The organism is Yersinia artesiana (genome assembly GCF_902726545.1).
GTDB lineage: Bacteria > Pseudomonadota > Gammaproteobacteria > Enterobacterales > Enterobacteriaceae > Yersinia > Yersinia artesiana.
In genome coordinates, this window is sequence record NZ_CACVAD010000042.1 from 1 (window position 1) to 16,931 (window position 16,931).

Here is a 16,931-nt window from a genome sequence, read left to right on the forward strand (position 1 = left end):
CGGCCATAAAACACAAAGAATGACTGATAAATATAACGATGATCGCGGGAAAGAATGGACGGTCATCACCCTCTAAATTGTATATTTTTCGTACAGTTTTGGGGAAGAGTTTTGGGGAGGTTTTGGGGAAAAATGGCAATTAACAAAAAGCCAACAAAGATTTAACATCAATGTTGGCTTTATTATGATGCTTATAAATTACATGTGTTGAATAATGGCGTCGCCAAACTCACTACATTTCAGTAACTTAGCACCTTCCATCAGACGTTCGAAATCATAAGTGACCGTCTTGGCTTGAATTGCGCCTTCGGTTCCTTTGATAATCAGGTCTGCGGCTTCGAACCAGCCCATGTGACGCAGCATCATTTCTGCGGACAGAATAATAGAACCTGGGTTCACTTTGTCCTGACCTGCGTATTTCGGTGCTGTACCATGAGTCGCTTCAAACAATGCGCACTCATCACCGATGTTAGCGCCTGGAGCAATACCGATACCGCCAACTTGAGCAGCTAATGCATCAGAAATGTAATCCCCATTCAGGTTCATACACGCGATAACATCATATTCAGCCGGGCGCAGCAGGATCTGTTGCAGGAAAGCATCAGCAATCACATCTTTAATAACGATCTCTTTGCCGTTATTTGGGTTTTTGATTTTAACCCACGGGCCGCCATCAATCAGCTCACCACCAAATTCCTCACGCGCTAACTGGTAACCCCAGTCTTTAAATGCGCCTTCGGTGAATTTCATAATGTTGCCTTTGTGAACCAGAGTCACTGAGTCACGATCATTGGTAATTGCATACTCAATTGCAGCACGTACCAAACGCTTAGTCCCTTCTTCTGAACAGGGTTTGACACCAATACCACATTGTTCAGGGAAACGAATTTTCTTCACCCCCATCTCTTCACGCAGGAACTTAATCACTTTTTCAGCTTCTGGTGAACCGGCTTTCCATTCGATACCCGCATAAATATCTTCTGCGTTTTCGCGGAAAATCACCATATTGGTCAATTCAGGGTGTTTTACCGGGCTTGGGGTACCTTCGTAATAACGCACTGGGCGCAGGCATACATACAAGTCGAGTTCTTGGCGCAAAGCAACGTTCAGAGAACGAATACCGCCACCCACTGGCGTGGTTAATGGGCCTTTAATTGCAACGCGATAGTCACGAATCAAGCCCAATGTTTCTGCTGGTAGCCAAACATCTTTGCCATAAATATGGGTTGATTTCTCACCGGTGTAAATTTCCATCCAGGAGATTTTACGCTCACCTTTATAGGCTTTATTAACCGCAGCATCCACCACTTTGATCATGGCTGGGGTCACATCAACGCCAATGCCGTCACCTTCAATAAATGGAATGATCGGATTATGCGGAACAACCAGTTTACCCTGAGCATCGACAGTAATTTTCTTACCTTCTGCCGGAACAACTACTTTGCTTTCCATCAACCTCTCCTTCAGCGCAATTTTGTTAATGCCTTGTAAGATTCGTGTCAATACTACTTGAATATTCGTTCCACGCCAATCCGAAACAGATTGAGGTATAATGCGCTAATCATCCAAAATCGCAATCATCATGAATAAATTCTCTGTTAAAAATCACAAAGTTAACCGATTCAGCACCAAGACACAGGCAAAACAGGCGAAATCTATCGCCCCTCGGCGTGTACTGTTATTCAACAAGCCTTTTGATGTGTTACCGCAGTTTACCGATGAGTCTGGACGCTCAACTTTGAAGGAATTTATCCCTTTTAACGATGTTTATGCGGCTGGGCGACTCGATCGCGATAGCGAAGGTTTACTGGTATTAACTAATGATGGCAAACTGCAAGCCAGGCTCACGCAACCGGCCCAGAAAACCGGTAAAGTCTATTTTGTGCAAGTTGAAGGAGTGCCTGACGAAGATGCACTCAGTCAGTTAAGAGTTGGGGTAACCTTAAAAGATGGCCCTACTCTGCCCGCTGGTGCTGAGCTGGTTAGCGAACCTGAGTGGTTATGGCCACGCCATCCACCGATTCGAGAGCGCAAAGCCATCCCAACAAGTTGGTTAAAAATAACACTTTTCGAAGGCCGCAATCGGCAGGTTCGCAGAATGACCGCCCATATTGGCTTCCCTACCCTGCGTCTGATACGTTTCAGTATGGGTAATTTAAGTCTTGGCGATCTACAGCCCGGCGAATGGAAGGAGATAAACCATGTTTAAGCCCCATGTTACCGTGGCTTGTGTCGTGCATGCTCAGGGGAAGTTTTTAATTGTTGAAGAGACAATTAATGGAAAACAATTATGGAATCAACCCGCAGGTCATTTGGAAGCCGATGAAACTCTACTGCAAGCTGCGGAAAGAGAGTTGTGGGAGGAAACCGGTATTCGAGCCACGCCACAATATTTTCTGCGCATGCACCAGTGGATAGCGCCGGATAAAACCCCCTTCCTGCGTTTCGCTTTTGTAATTGAGCTACAGTCCCTATTGCCCACTCATCCGCATGACGATGATATCGACCACTGTTTGTGGCTTACCGCCGGTGAAATCCTGCAATCAGCTAATTTACGCTCACCGTTAGTGGCCGAAAGTATCCGTTGCTATCAGCAACCTGAGCGCTATTCACTTGATGTCATTGGTTCATTTAACTGGCCATTATAAACGGCAGATTTGATTCACTCAGGTAATTTCATTAAGAGTGCGAATCTACCATGCAGCAACGCGGTCAACGTGATAAAATCCGGCGCTTGTTTTTATAATGCCCTGCCGCGCTGAAAAGTGAGTCGGAGAATATCATCCGTCACCGCCTTCATTGGGCTTTAGGTATTTACGTTAGTGAGACTCCCATGTCAGATAACAGCCAGAAAAAAGTAATCGTCGGTATGTCCGGCGGTGTCGATTCTTCCGTTTCCGCCTACCTGCTCCAGCAACAGGGCTACCAAGTTGCCGGTTTGTTCATGAAGAACTGGGAAGAGGATGATGGCGAAGAGTATTGCTCAGCAGCGACCGATTTGGCCGATGCTCAAGCGGTATGCGACAAACTGGGCATGGAGTTGCACACCGTCAATTTTGCCGCAGAATACTGGGATAACGTGTTCGAATTGTTCCTGGAAGAATACAAAGCCGGGCGCACCCCTAACCCCGATATTCTGTGTAATAAAGAAATCAAATTTAAAGCTTTCCTCGAGTTTGCCGCGGAAGATTTGGGTGCTGACTATATTGCTACCGGACATTATGTGCGTCGTCAGGACGTTAACGGTAAAAGTCGCTTGTTACGCGGCCTTGATGGCAATAAAGACCAAAGCTATTTCCTCTACACGTTAAGCCACGAACAGCTCGCTCAAAGCCTGTTCCCTGTGGGTGAATTAGAAAAACCTGAAGTGCGCCGCATTGCTGAGCAACTTGACCTGGTCACCGCCAAGAAAAAAGACTCAACCGGTATCTGTTTTATCGGCGAGCGCAAATTCCGTGATTTCCTGGGCCGCTACCTGCCCGCCCAACCCGGCCCAATCATGACCGTCGACGGCCAGCATGTGGGCGAACATCAGGGTTTGATGTATCACACCTTGGGGCAACGTAAAGGCTTGGGTATCGGCGGCACCAAAGAGGGTGGCGATGATCCGTGGTATGTGGTGGATAAAGATGTTGCCAATAACATTTTACTGGTCGCTCAAGGACATGAACACCCGCGTTTAATGTCTGTGGGGCTGATTGCACAACAGTTACATTGGGTTGATAGAGAACCGGTCACCGCTGCTTTCCGCTGTGTGGTGAAAACTCGTTACCGCCAGCAGGACATTCCCTGCACCGTGACACCATTGGATGACGAACGTGTTGAGGTTCGGTTTGATGACCCCGTCGCGGCAGTCACACCCGGCCAGTCTGCGGTCTTCTATCAAGCTGAAGTCTGTCTCGGTGGCGGTATTATAGAAGAGCGTTATCCACTGCCAGGTTCAGTCGCAAACTAATCCAACCCAGCAATGAACCGGAACGTTTACAGGAGTAACCGTGGCGAAAAATTATTATGATATTACGTTGGCATTGGCCGGAATCTGCCAGTCAGCTCGCTTGGTTCAACAATTGGCGCATGAAGGCCAATGTGATAATGATGCATTAAATACGGTGCTCAGTGGGTTGCTACAAACCAACCCACCTTCCACTTTGGCCGTCTATGGTGGCAATGAACGATCCTTAAAAATGGGGTTGGAAACACTGCAAAGTGTGTTGAATGCCAACCGTCAGGGGCCAGCAGCGGAACTGACCCGCTACACCCTGAGCCTGATGGTGTTGGAGCGAAAGCTCAATGCCAACAAGTCGGCGATGAATACCCTGGGTGATCGTATCAGTCAGCTTGATCGCCAATTGGCGCATTTCGATCTTGAATCGGAAACAATGATGAGTTCGCTGGCTGCCATTTATACGGATGTTATCAGTCCACTCGGCCCGCGCATTCAGGTTATTGGCTCACCCGCTATTTTACAAAGTACACTGGTGCAGGCAAAAATTCGTGCCGCCCTGCTGGCGGGTATCCGCTCAGCCGTGCTTTGGCAACAAGTCGGCGGAAGCCGCTTGCAATTAATGTTCTCGCGAAATCGCCTGTTTAAGCAGGCGCAGAGTATCCTTGCTCATATTTAAAATCCTTTCTCAGGAGTTGCCACCGATGGAATTATCCTCACTGACCGCCGTTTCCCCAATTGATGGACGCTACGGCGAGAAAGTCAGCGCACTGCGCCCAATCTTTAGCGAATTTGGTTTGCTGAAATTCCGCGTGCAGGTTGAAGTACGTTGGCTGCAAAAACTGGCCGCCTGTGCAGAAATTAAAGAAGTTCCGGCTTTTGATGCCAACGCAAACGCTTACCTTGATAAGATCGTGCAAGAATTCAATGAACAAGATGCACAACGCATCAAAACCATTGAACGCACCACCAATCATGATGTAAAAGCGGTTGAATACTTTTTGAAAGAGAAAGTAGCAAGTGTTCCGGCATTACATGCCGTCTCTGAATTTATCCACTTTGCCTGTACCTCAGAAGATATCAATAACTTGTCGCATGCTTTAATGCTGCAAACGGCACGCCAGGAGGTGATTTTGCCTGAGTGGCGCAAGATTATTGACGCCATCAAAGCCCTGGCTCACCAGTATCGTGATTTGCCACTGCTGTCCCGTACCCACGGCCAGCCAGCGACACCCTCCACGATTGGTAAAGAGCTGGCGAACGTCGCATACCGAATGGAACGTCAATTCCGTCAACTGTCGCAAGTTGAAATTTTAGGCAAAATCAATGGCGCAGTAGGTAACTATAATGCTCACATTGTTGCTTATCCTGAAGTAGATTGGCATCAGTTCAGCGAAAGCTTTGTCACGTCACTGGGTATCAACTGGAACCCATACACCACGCAAATTGAACCACATGATTACATTGCCGAACTGTTTGACTGCGTGGCACGTTTCAATACTATCTTGATCGATTTTGACCGTGATATCTGGGGTTACATTGCATTGAATCATTTCAAGCAAAAAACCATTGCTGGCGAAATTGGCTCAAGCACCATGCCACATAAAGTGAACCCAATTGACTTTGAAAACTCAGAGGGCAATCTGGGTCTGTCCAACGCGGTACTAGGCCATTTAGCCAGCAAACTTCCTGTTTCACGCTGGCAGCGTGACCTGACGGACTCCACCGTGTTACGTAACTTGGGCGTAGGCTTGGGTTATGCGCTGATTGCGTATCAAGCCACCATGAAGGGCATTAGCAAACTGGAAGTCAACGAAGCGCACCTGTTGGAAGAACTGGATCACAACTGGGAAGTTTTGGCCGAGCCGATTCAAACCGTTATGCGCCGCTATGGCATTGAAAAACCTTACGAAAAACTGAAAGAGTTGACGCGTGGGAAACGTGTCGATGCAGCGGGTATGCAAGCCTTTATCGACAGCCTCGCGCTGCCGGAAGCAGAAAAAACCCGCTTGAAAGCCATGACACCTGCCAATTACATTGGTCGTGCCACAACAATGGTCGATGAATTGAAGTAATGCATTAATCTCAAGTACAGGCAGCCCAATGCTGCCTGTATTCTCCCCTATTTTCTTTTATTCTCCTGCATCCCGCCCTGTTTAGCCCCGGTTTAGTCGTTGTCATTGATAATACTGTTGATGTCAAAAGGACGTTACACTCGCTGGAGCTAATATCACTATGTTGAAGCAAACCCTTCTTTCTCTCGCCCTAATGGGAACCTGCACTGCCACTATGGCAGCGGATTACACTTATGTAGCCGGTGGCCTGCAATATGGTTCAATCAGCAGCAATGAGCGTTTCGATAAACAATTCAATCAAAATCAAAGTCAGTACAGTCATATCGGTAACCGCGACATGGGCGGTATCTACCTCAATGGCGGCTATGGTTTTGATAACGATCTGTTTATTGATGGTCGTATAAGCAGCATCGCCAATAATGACCGCGGCCTTGCCGAAGCAGTCCTCGGGCTGGGTTACCATTTTGCTTTCTCACCTAATATTGATTTTTACACTTTGGTGGGCGGTAGCCGCCACGCAATGGTATTTGATGCCAGCAAAGACGGCAAAAAAACCAATACTTACAATAGCGCCACAGGCGAAATTGGTATCAAAAGCAAGTTATCACAGGATATCGGTTTGGATGTTGCCTACCGTTTGGCAAACTATGAAAGTCGTGCATACCATGAAGCACGGATCACAACTGACTATGCTCTGACACAAAGCCTCTCTGCTGAAGTCGGTTATACCTACCATAACTGGAAAGTCAGTGATCAAGCGATGCAGGCAGGTTTACGTTACACTTTCTAAGTCACTGTTTTAATTTTTACTCGTCGGGTAATATTAGGTTACCCGGTTAATGTCTTATCGAGGAATGTGGTATGCGGGTTTTAGTTGTCGAAGATAATGCTTTGTTGCGTCACCATCTTACGGTGCAAATGCGTGAGATGGGCCATCAGGTTGATGCAGCAGAAGATGCCAAAGAGGCAGACTATTTCTTGCAGGAACATGCCCCAGATATCGCCATTATTGATCTTGGGTTACCGGGTGAGGATGGCTTAAGCCTTATTCGACGCTGGCGTAGTCATCAGACAAACCTGCCCATTCTGGTGCTGACTGCGCGGGAAAGCTGGCAAGATAAAGTCGCCGTGCTGGAAGCAGGTGCGGATGATTATGTCACCAAGCCTTTTCATCTGGAAGAAGTTATCGCACGTATTCAAGCCTTGATGCGACGTAATATCGGTCTGGCATCCCAAGTAATTGAATTCCCTCCATTTCAGATTGATCTCTCCCGCCGAGAGTTGTGTGTCAATCAGCAACAGATTAAACTGACCGCTTTCGAATACACTATCATCGAAACCCTTATTCGTAATGCAGGAAAAGTGGTCAGCAAAGATACATTAATGCTGCAACTCTACCCTGATGCAGAATTACGTGAGAGCCACACTATCGACGTATTAATGGGCCGTTTACGTAAAAAGTTGCAGGCAGAACATGAAGGCGAAGTGATTACAACCATCCGTGGTCAGGGATATCGTTTTGACGCCAACTAGACATTATGTTCAGGAAAAATAGCAAGCCCTTCTCTCTTCGTGCTCGTTTTCTTATGGCGACAGCAGGTGTCATCTTAGCGCTGTCGTTATCATATGGTATGGTCGCTGTCGTCGGCTATATTGTCAGTTTTGATAAAAATACCTTCAGCGCCCATCGCGGTGAAAGTAATTTATTTTTCAGTTTGGCCCAATGGCATGACAATAAGCTGAGCATCTCGGTGCCACCGGAACTTGAGCTAAATATCCCGACGCTGGTTCTGATTTATGATAAAGATGGCAATATCCTGTGGCGTCAGCGGCATGTACCCGAACTTGAGTCCCGTATCGAAAAAAGCTGGTTACAAAAACCGGGATTTTACGAGTTGGATACTGGAACACACATCAGTAGTATGATGTTGGGTGATAACCCAAAAGCGCAAGACCAGCTAAAAAAATATGACGATACGGATAACAGCGCTCTGACTCACTCTGTATCTGTGAATACTTACCCCGCGACCTCCCGGTTACCACAGCTCACAATAGTGGTTATAGATACTATCCCACAGGAGTTGCAGCGCTCAGATTTGGTTTGGAACTGGTTTAGTTATGTCTTACTGGCGAATCTACTGCTAGTTGTTCCCTTGCTTTGGCTTGCTGCCTATTGGAGCCTGAGGCCCATTAAAGCGCTGGTCAGTCAGATAAGTCAGCTAGAGAAAGGCGAACGCGATCAGTTGGATGAAAATCCGCCTCGAGAATTGCAGAGCTTAGTGCGCAATCTCAATATTTTGCTGACCAATGAACGTCAGCGTTATACCAAATACCGCACGACACTTTCCGACCTCACTCATAGCCTCAAAACCCCACTGGCGGTATTGCAAACAACGCTACGTTCTTTACGCACCGGTAAGCAAACGACCATTGAGGAAGTCGAGCCAATTATGCTTGAGCAGATAAGCCGCATCTCTCAGCAAATTGGTTATTATCTGCATCGGGCCAGTATGCGATCCGAACATAACGTGTTGATTCGCGAGATTCATTCGGTCCCCGCCCTACTCGATAGCCTATGTAGCGCGCTGAATAAAGTTTATCAGCGCAAAGGTGTGGTGTTGACGTTGGACATTTCGCCAGAAGTGACCTTCCTTGGGGAGCGAAATGACTTTATGGAAGTGATGGGTAATGTTCTGGAAAATGCCTGCAAATATTGCCTGGAATTCGTCGAAATAACCGCCCTGCACTCGGAAAAACAGCTCACTATTGTTGTTGACGACGATGGTCCTGGCATTCCTGAAAGTAAACGACAATTGATTTTCCAGCGCGGCCAGCGAGTGGATACGTTACGCCCTGGTCAAGGGCTTGGATTATCCGTTGCTGCCGAAATTATTGAACAATATCAAGGCAAAATAACTATTACTGAAAGTCCTCTGGGCGGGGCAAGGATGATGGTGACCTTTGGCCAGCAAAATGATTATCATGCCGATTAATAAAATTTGCCTGCTAACACCTGATACTGATGACAGGCATCCGTTATAATCACCTGCAAGTTCACCCCCTCTCCTGGAATAAACATGGATTACCAACTCAGTCTCGATTGGCCTGATTTCCTGCAACGCTATTGGCAGAAGCGCCCCGTCATCCTTAAACGTGGCTTTAATAACTTTATCGACCCACTCTCACCAGATGAACTTGCTGGCTTAGCCATGGAGAATGAAGTCGACAGTCGCCTGGTGAGTCATGAAAATGGCCGCTGGGAAGTGAGCCATGGCCCATTTGAGAGCTTTGATCACTTAGGTGAAAAAAATTGGTCACTGCTGGTACAAGCGGTTGATCATTGGCATGAACCCGCAGCCGCGTTAATGCGCCCATTCCGTCCGCTTTCTGACTGGCGCATGGACGATTTAATGATCTCTTTTTCCGTTCCGGGTGGTGGTGTCGGCCCACATTTTGATCAGTATGATGTCTTCATCATTCAGGGCTCAGGGCGTCGTCGCTGGCGGGTGGGTGAGAAAACAGAAATGAAGCAACATTGCCCCCATCCTGATTTGCTGCAAGTTGGGCCATTTGACGCCATTATTGATGAAGAAATGGAACCCGGCGATATCCTCTATATCCCGCCTGGCTTCCCTCATGAAGGCTATGCGCTTGAAAATGCATTGAATTACTCTGTTGGTTTCCGCGCACCTAATGGCCGCGAACTGGTGAGTGGTTTTGCTGACTATGTACTTTCACGCGAGCTGGGCAGTTACCGCTACAGCGATCCGGATTTGCAATTACGGGAACATCCGGCCGAAGTGCTGCCACAAGAAGTCGATAAACTTCGTGCAATGATGCTCGATTTAGTCCAGCAACCAGAGGATTTCCAAAACTGGTTTGGTGAATTTATTTCCCAATCGCGCCATGAGCTGGATATCGCGCCACCAGAACCACCTTATCAGGCAGGTGATGTCTATGAATTACTACAACAAGGTGAAGAATTACAACGACTTGGTGGATTGCGTGTTCTACGTATTGGTGAGCGATGCTTTGCTAATGGTGAATTGATTAATACACCACACAGACAAGCCGCCGATGCCTTATGCCAATACTTTAGCGTGGATGCGCAGAAGTTGGGTGATGCGCTGGAAGACCCGTCCTTCCTGGCTATGCTCACCGCGTTGGTAAACAACGGCTATTGGTATTTTACCGACTGATATTTCAGACTTATTACGCAAAAATGCCCCGGTAAACGGGGCACTTTTATCAGTCGCTCAGACTGATGACTCTTTAGCGCGTTTCGCCGTCAACTCAGCAATTCGCATAATAACCGCTACCGCTTTTTCCATCCCTTCCAGCGTTATAAACTCATGTTTACCATGATAATTATAGCCGCCCGTAAAAATATTTGGGCAAGGTAAACCGAGGAAGGATAGCTGCGCGCCGTCAGTACCGCCACGAATCGGTTTCATGATAGGGGTAATATCACAATCATGCATCGCCTGCTGGGCTATCTCGATGATATGTGGGTGTTTAATAATATGCTCACGCATATTGTAATAACTATCATCGATAACGATTTCAATATAGCAATCGCGGTGTAAGCCTTTGCCTACCCGCTTAGCGATATCCACCATGTTTTTCTTGCGTGCTTCAAAACCATCGCGATTAAAATCTCGCACAATATAGTGCATCTCTGCCCGTTCAACCGTGCCTTTAATGCTTTGCAGATGATAGAAACCTTCATATCCCTCAGTGTTTTCAGGGGTTTCATCCACGGGTAATTCCTGATGGAAACGGGTTGCCAGTGATAGCGCATTGACCATCACCCCTTTGGCACTTCCGGGATGCACATTATTACCGACAATCTTTATGGTCACCGATGCGGCATTGAAGTTCTCAAACTCCAACTCCCCCACGCCGCCGCCATCCACGGTATAGGCCCACTGGGCATTAAATTCGTCCACATTAAAGAAACGCGCACCTTTCCCTACTTCTTCATCCGGTGTGAAAGCGATACGAATATCACCATGCGGGATATTGCTGTGCTTTAAGCGCACCATGGCGGTGATAATTTCCGCAATACCCGCTTTATCATCCGCGCCCAATAAGGTTTTACCGTCAGTGGTAATCAAGGTATGCCCAAGCAGTTGATGCAATATGGGAAACATGACCGGCGATAAAACCTCGTCGCCCATCCCCAAAGCAATATCACCACCACGGTAGTTTTCTACAATCTGCGGATTAACATTTTTACCCGAGAAATCAGGTGAAGTATCAAGATGGGCAATAAAACCAATGGTAGGGACCGGCCAGGAAACGTTTGCAGGCAAGGTTGCCATCACACAGCCGTGCTCACTCAAACTCACCTGAGAAAACCCTAGCGCCTGCAACTCATGTTGTAACGCCAGAGCCAGCTTACGCTGCCCTTCAGTGCTCGGCACGGATTTTACATTGGCTTTTGCTTGTGTATCAAAAGAAACATAGTTGAAAAAGCGGTCGAGTAATTTGTCCATGGGCCCACCCTCATAATAGTGAATATCATTATGGGGAAGTGATCATCATCAAATATTGCGTCAGGTCAGTTTTAGACAAACTTAAGCCAGAATAAAAAAGGCAAACCAGGAACAGTGTCGAGTGAATAAGAGCCGCTAATCACATTGCGGCTCTTATTCATCTTGGTAATCAATCGCCTTGACGATTTTCGCCGCGCGTGGTTAAGAATTCGCGCACATACTCAGGAACCACTTTACTGGCTAAACCGTAGTGTTTTTCATCAAACTGGCTCTCAACCTGGCTAGGTTCAAGATTCAGCTCAACAGTATGAGCACCGTGCAAGCTCGACTCATGGACAAAACCGGCAGCAGGATAGACATGACCGGAGGTGCCAATTGAAATAAAGAAATCAGCCTCAGCCAGCGCTTGATAGATTTCATCCATGCCCATTGGCATTTCGCCAAACCACACAATATGTGGGCGCAGTGGCGACGGGAATTGGCAACAATGGCAGCGCTCATCCGCACTGAGATCACCCGGCCAATCCAGTACTTGGCCTGACTGGGTGCAGCGCACTTTCAATAACTCGCCATGCATATGAATAACGCGCTTACTACCCGCTCTCTCATGCAAATTATCTATATTCTGAGTCACCAATACGAAATTATCACCCAGCACGGCTTCCAAATCAGCTAATGCAAAATGGGCGGCATTCGGTACAATATCAGGCTGCTGTAACTGGCGGCGGCGTGCATTATAAAAAGCCTGAACCAGTTCAGGGTCACGGCGATACCCTTCAGGTGTGGCGACATCTTCCACCTGATGCTCTTCCCACAAACCATCCGCCGCGCGGAAAGTACGAATACCAGATTCAGCCGAGATACCAGCGCCCGTCAGAACCACCACAAACGGCTTCTTCATTTCGGATGTTGCAGCACTGTCTCGATGAAAAATACGGGAGCGAAAACGTTGATGGCGCAAGTGCTTATTCTTGCGAAACCGACACAACCGATGGCGAATGCGCATAACCTTTTGCCTCTATTTTAGGTATTGTTATTTGCTATTGATTTACTAACGCTCAGACAAATGCAGGAACGCCGCTCCACGAACCCCACCAGCATCACCATAACGCGCTTTTTCAATGCGCGGTAATCGGGCTACTCGCAATAAATGCTGCGGTAGCCGCTTTGGCAGTTCTTGATAGATATGCTCGAAATTAGATAATCCACCACCGATGACGACGAGATGGGGGTCCAGCATAGTCAATAAATTACCTAAACAAACAGCCAGTACATCCATAAAACGCTCAACATGCGCTACAGCCTTGGATTCACCGACGTTATAGTTTGCAATAATTTCAGTCGCTGGCAAAGATTGCTGGTTGAAATGTTTGTACATCCACTCAAAACCACGTCCTGAAATATAATTCTCAATACAACCATTATGCCCACAACCACAGGGTACTCGTGGAATATCTGCGCCCAGAATATCCAGCGCATCGACTGGCAAACGAAAATGACCAAATTCGCCAGTAATATGGTTTCTCCCACTGACAATATTGCCGTTCACGATCAGCCCGCCACCGACGCCAGTACCAAGAATCAGCCCTAATACTGTTGGATAGCGACGAAACTCAGGATCCCAGGCTTCCGATAATGCAAAACAGTTAGCATCATTATCGATTCGAACTTCGCGCCCGATTAACCCGGAAAGGTCAGCTTGCAAGGATTGCCCCATTGCCGCGGGCACATTCGCCGTGAATACCGTACCATCATCGGCGTTGGGCAAGCCGGGAATACCGATACCGACACTGCCTTTAATGCCACAAAACTCATCAGCTTCCCGTGTCAGGTCATGTAATGTTTGCAGTAATTGTGAGTAGTCTTCACGCGGAGTAGGGACACGCTTATGCCAGATTCGTTGCAGGTTAGCATCAAAAACGCCTAACTCAATTTTGGTGCCGCCCATATCAAAACCGTAATACATAAAGTTATCCTTATATACCCTAAATAATTCGAGTTGCAGGAAGGCGGTAACTGAGTCAACCCTCAGGAGCTTACATGAGTAAGTGACTGGGGTGCGCAAAGGCCGCCTACACACATGCGGCTTGAAGTATGACGGGGATAATTATTGCCCGCTCAGCACCCGCGCCGGATCAATACGACTGGCACGACGAGCCGGATACCAACTGGCAATTAAACTCAACACCAATGCGGTCGCCAGCACACAAGCCACATCAAACCAGTGCAGTTCTGACGGCAAAAAGTCGATGAAATAGATATCACCCGACAAAAATTGATGCCCGATCAGCTTTTCCAACCCACGGATAATGTTGGTTAATTGCAAAGAGATAATCACTCCCGCGACCGCCCCGCTAACGCTGCCGATCAGCCCTGCCAGCAAGCCATACCAGATAAAGATGGCGCGTATCAGGCCATCTTTAGCGCCTAATGTGCGTAACACCGCGATATCGCTGCTTTTATCTTTAACCGCCATCACCAGTGTGGAAACAATGTTAAAGCTGGCAACCCCAATAACCAGTACCATCGCTAAATACATGATAGTGCGAATCATTTGGATATCACGATACATATAGCCGTAGGTGCCAATCCAACTGCTGATATACACATAGGCATTCGAAACCTCACCGGCACTGCGCACCAGTTTATTGGCGTTATAGACATCATCGACCTTGATGGCTATACCAGTTACACTGTCACCCATATCCAGATATTGCTGCGCATCGACTAAAGGTACTAATGCCAGGCTGTGATCCAGTTGCCCACTCAATTGAAAAACACCCGCCACTTGCAAGCGAATACGCTTGGGTTGCAGTAATTTCATCTCAGGGTCGCTATTAGGGATCATCACCGTCAGCCATGACCCCTGCTTCACGCCCAAGGCATCGGCCAGACCTTTGCCCAAAATAATCTGCTGCTGGCCGGCTTTGAAATTGTCCCAGGCATGGTCAAGGACGAAGCTCGGCAATGCGCTAAGTCGCTGTTCGGCCTTGGGATCAACACCTTTGACCTGTACGGCGCGCAGTTGTGTGCCGTTTTCAATCAAACCGGTGAAATTGATATAAGGTGCCGCAGCCACAATACCGGGCACTTTTTCAATCCGGTGTAAAGTTTGCGGCCAACCGCTGAATGGCTGATTGACCACCGCAATTTCACCGTGTGGCACCACCGCCAAAATTCGGTTTTTTAGCTCACGTTCGAAGCCGTTCATGGCACTTAAGCCGACGATCAACACCGCCACGCCCAAGGCAATGCCCAAGGTGGAGATCACCGAAATGAGTGACACCATTCCGCCGCGACGGCGGCCACGGCTAAAACGTAAACCGATTAACAGTGAAAGTGGCGAAACGCCCATCCCAATGGCCACTATTGCGCCCCCACCAACGTCAAGTGCTGCTGTAGCTGGCCGTCACGCATTTCCAACTGGCGGCTCATGCGCTTGGCCAATTGCAAATCATGGGTGACCACTAAGAAGGCGGTCCCCTGACGAACATTCAATTCACCGAGCAAATTAAAGATGCTATCGGCATTGCGTTGATCGAGGTTACCGGTCGGCTCATCAGCCAACACCAGCGACGGGTTGTTCACCAGTGAGCGCGCAATCGCCACCCGCTGACGCTCACCACCTGATAATTCGGACGGGCGATGTTTGCTGCGTTTCTCCAACCCCACAGCCACCAACATTTCGCGGGCTTTATCCTGCGCTTCACTCGGTTTGGCTCCGCCGATGAGTAATGGCATAGCAACATTTTCTAATGCAGTAAAATCTGGCAGCAAGTGGTGAAATTGATAGATAAAACCTAACTCACGATTACGTAATTCAGCTTTTGCCGTGGAAGACATTTGATTCAGCGAGCGCCCCTGATAAATCACTTCGCCGGAAGTCGGTGAATCCAGCCCGCCCAACAAGTGCAATAGAGTGCTTTTACCTGAACCGGAGCTGCCGACAATCGCCATCAGTTCACCGGCTTCGATAGTGAACGACACATTACGCAAGACGTCGGTATGCAGTTGACCTTCCTGATAGCGTTTGCACAGGTTTAAACACTGTAATAAAGGATGATTACTCATAGCGTAAGGCCTCGGCAGGTTGTGCGGCGGCAGCGCGCCAGGAAGGATAAAGCGTAGAAAGCAAAGCAATCGCCATTGCCAACAGAGCAATCACGGTCACCTGAACCGGATTAATCTCCACCGGTAAAGTCGCGCCATCAATCAATAAACCGAGAACCGGGATAATGGTGTTCAATTGACTGGCAAGCAAAATACCCAGGCCAGCACCGAGCAATGCGCCAATAACCCCCGCGCTGGCGCCCTGCACCATAAACACCAACATGATTTGACGACGACTTAGCCCCTGAGTTTGTAAAATAGCCACTTCGCCCTGTTTTTCCATCACTAACAGGCCCAGAGAGGTAATGATATTAAAGGCAGCAACAGCGATAATCAGGCTAAGCAGCAACCCCATCATGTTCTTTTCCATCCGTACCGCCTGGAAAAGCTCGCCTTTGCGCTCACGCCAATCCTTCCATACCGTGCCTTCTGGCAAGGTCTGTTGACTCAAACTATCAACGGACAACGGTTGTGAAAGGAATAAACGCCAACCGGTAATGTTACCTGCCGGATAGCGCATCAGACGTGATGCATCCTGCTGATTAACCAGCATTTGGTAGCCGTCAACTTCACTGTCGGCGGCAAATGTGCCGATAACATTAAACAGGCGCTGGCTGGGGATGCGCCCCATCGGGGTGAATTGGCTGGCACTTGGCACCATTAGACGCAGTGTCTCACCGCGCTTAACGCCCAATTGACCGGCCAGTTTTTCACCGAGGATCATATTGTAGCTACCCGGCTGTAAATCTTTCAGGTGCACATTAACCAGGTAGTCAGCCAGAGGTTCATGCTGATTGGGGTCAACCCCCAACATCACTCCGGCGGAGAGATTGCGCGCGCTTTGCAGCACCACATCAGCGGTGGTTAACGGCACAATATCGGTGACGCCCGTCAGTGATTGCAGTGATGAAGCAGGAATTTTATTTGGGTCAAGAGAGCCTTGTGGCGTGGTAATCAGCGCCTGCGGCATCATCCCCAAAATATTATTCTGCAAATCGCGCTCGAAACCATTCATCACGGATAGCACGGTGATCAATGCCATCACGCCGAGCGTGATACCAATGGTTGACAGCCATGAAACAAACCGACCAAAACGGTCAGATGCACGCCCGCGCATATAACGCAGGCCAATAAATAATGCGACAGGTTGATACATGAAATCTGTTTAGATCCTGTTGCTAAAGCAAAGTGATCGAGGATAATAAAGGGTACTACCGCTTTATGGAACCATTAACCGCCTATATCCTTCATCTTTCAAGTTACAGGTGTGTTGGCCGCGCTCGTTCACCCGAATCACTGACTTTA

At 48.1% G+C, this 16,931-nt stretch carries 16 protein-coding genes; 9 read left to right on the forward strand and 7 right to left on the reverse strand.

What is annotated here, in order from left to right; genetic code table 11:
- Positions 1-198: 198 nt before the first annotated feature.
- Positions 199-1,452, reverse strand: a complete 1,254-nt coding sequence (gene icd, locus HU019_RS14365; RefSeq protein WP_174847206.1) for an NADP-dependent isocitrate dehydrogenase — start codon at positions 1,450-1,452, stop codon at positions 199-201.
- 130 nt (positions 1,453-1,582) lie between these two features.
- Here icd and rluE point away from each other — a divergent pair, with 130 nt between their 5' ends.
- The 9 genes from rluE (at position 1,583) to HU019_RS14410 (ending at position 10,217) form a co-directional block, all read left to right on the forward strand.
- A complete protein-coding gene (gene rluE / locus HU019_RS14370) occupies positions 1,583-2,209 on the forward strand; it encodes a 23S rRNA pseudouridine(2457) synthase RluE (protein ID WP_174847207.1) in 627 nt (208 codons plus the stop codon).
- Positions 2,202-2,648, forward strand: coding sequence for an NUDIX hydrolase (locus HU019_RS14375; protein WP_174847208.1), 447 nt, complete (start codon positions 2,202-2,204; stop codon positions 2,646-2,648). Before rluE ends, HU019_RS14375 begins: the two co-directional genes overlap by 8 nt.
- Before the next feature lie 185 nt (positions 2,649-2,833).
- On the forward strand, positions 2,834-3,955 hold the full coding sequence (gene mnmA / locus HU019_RS14380; RefSeq protein WP_174847209.1) for a tRNA 2-thiouridine(34) synthase MnmA: 1,122 nt from the start codon (positions 2,834-2,836) through the stop codon (positions 3,953-3,955).
- A 40-nt stretch (positions 3,956-3,995) separates the two neighbouring features.
- Entirely contained in the window at positions 3,996-4,622 is a 627-nt protein-coding gene (gene hflD / locus HU019_RS14385) for a high frequency lysogenization protein HflD (protein ID WP_174847210.1), read from the forward strand.
- Between the two features lie 25 nt (positions 4,623-4,647).
- The gene (purB, locus tag HU019_RS14390) at positions 4,648-6,018 is read left to right on the forward strand and encodes an adenylosuccinate lyase (protein WP_174847211.1); all 1,371 of its coding nucleotides are present in this window, start codon (positions 4,648-4,650) and stop codon (positions 6,016-6,018) included.
- Between the two features lie 160 nt (positions 6,019-6,178).
- Complete coding sequence (locus tag HU019_RS14395) at positions 6,179-6,808, forward strand: YPO1635 family putative outer membrane beta-barrel protein (protein ID WP_174847212.1); 630 nt, start codon at positions 6,179-6,181, stop codon at positions 6,806-6,808.
- Positions 6,809-6,879: 71 nt separating this feature from the next.
- A complete protein-coding gene (phoP, locus tag HU019_RS14400; RefSeq protein WP_174847213.1) occupies positions 6,880-7,551 on the forward strand; it encodes a two-component system response regulator PhoP in 672 nt (223 codons plus the stop codon).
- A gap of 5 nt (positions 7,552-7,556) precedes the next feature.
- Entirely contained in the window at positions 7,557-9,011 is a 1,455-nt protein-coding gene (gene phoQ / locus HU019_RS14405; RefSeq protein WP_174847214.1) for a two-component system sensor histidine kinase PhoQ, read from the forward strand.
- A gap of 84 nt (positions 9,012-9,095) precedes the next feature.
- The gene (locus HU019_RS14410) at positions 9,096-10,217 is read left to right on the forward strand and encodes a ribosomal protein uL16 3-hydroxylase (RefSeq protein ID WP_174847215.1); all 1,122 of its coding nucleotides are present in this window, start codon (positions 9,096-9,098) and stop codon (positions 10,215-10,217) included.
- 57 nt (positions 10,218-10,274) lie between these two features.
- Here the strand turns inward: HU019_RS14410 and pepT are convergent, their stop codons facing one another.
- From pepT to lolC, 6 genes are all read right to left on the reverse strand, one after another.
- Positions 10,275-11,516, reverse strand: a complete 1,242-nt coding sequence (gene pepT / locus HU019_RS14415) for a peptidase T (RefSeq protein ID WP_174847216.1) — start codon at positions 11,514-11,516, stop codon at positions 10,275-10,277.
- A 169-nt stretch (positions 11,517-11,685) separates the two neighbouring features.
- Positions 11,686-12,522: a Sir2 family NAD+-dependent deacetylase gene (gene cobB, locus HU019_RS14420; protein WP_174847217.1), complete on the reverse strand. Its 837-nt coding sequence runs from the start codon at positions 12,520-12,522 to the stop codon at positions 11,686-11,688.
- A gap of 45 nt (positions 12,523-12,567) precedes the next feature.
- A complete protein-coding gene (gene nagK, locus HU019_RS14425) occupies positions 12,568-13,482 on the reverse strand; it encodes an N-acetylglucosamine kinase (protein WP_174847218.1) in 915 nt (304 codons plus the stop codon).
- 141 nt (positions 13,483-13,623) lie between these two features.
- Positions 13,624-14,871, reverse strand: coding sequence for a lipoprotein-releasing ABC transporter permease subunit LolE (gene lolE, locus HU019_RS14430; RefSeq protein WP_174847371.1), 1,248 nt, complete (start codon positions 14,869-14,871; stop codon positions 13,624-13,626).
- A gap of 11 nt (positions 14,872-14,882) precedes the next feature.
- Entirely contained in the window at positions 14,883-15,587 is a 705-nt protein-coding gene (lolD, locus tag HU019_RS14435; RefSeq protein WP_050078809.1) for a lipoprotein-releasing ABC transporter ATP-binding protein LolD, read from the reverse strand.
- Positions 15,580-16,782 (reverse strand): lipoprotein-releasing ABC transporter permease subunit LolC, encoded by a 1,203-nt coding sequence (gene lolC / locus HU019_RS14440; protein WP_077173968.1) that lies wholly within the window; start codon positions 16,780-16,782, stop codon positions 15,580-15,582. Before lolC ends, lolD begins: the two co-directional genes overlap by 8 nt.
- Positions 16,783-16,931 lie beyond the last annotated feature (149 nt).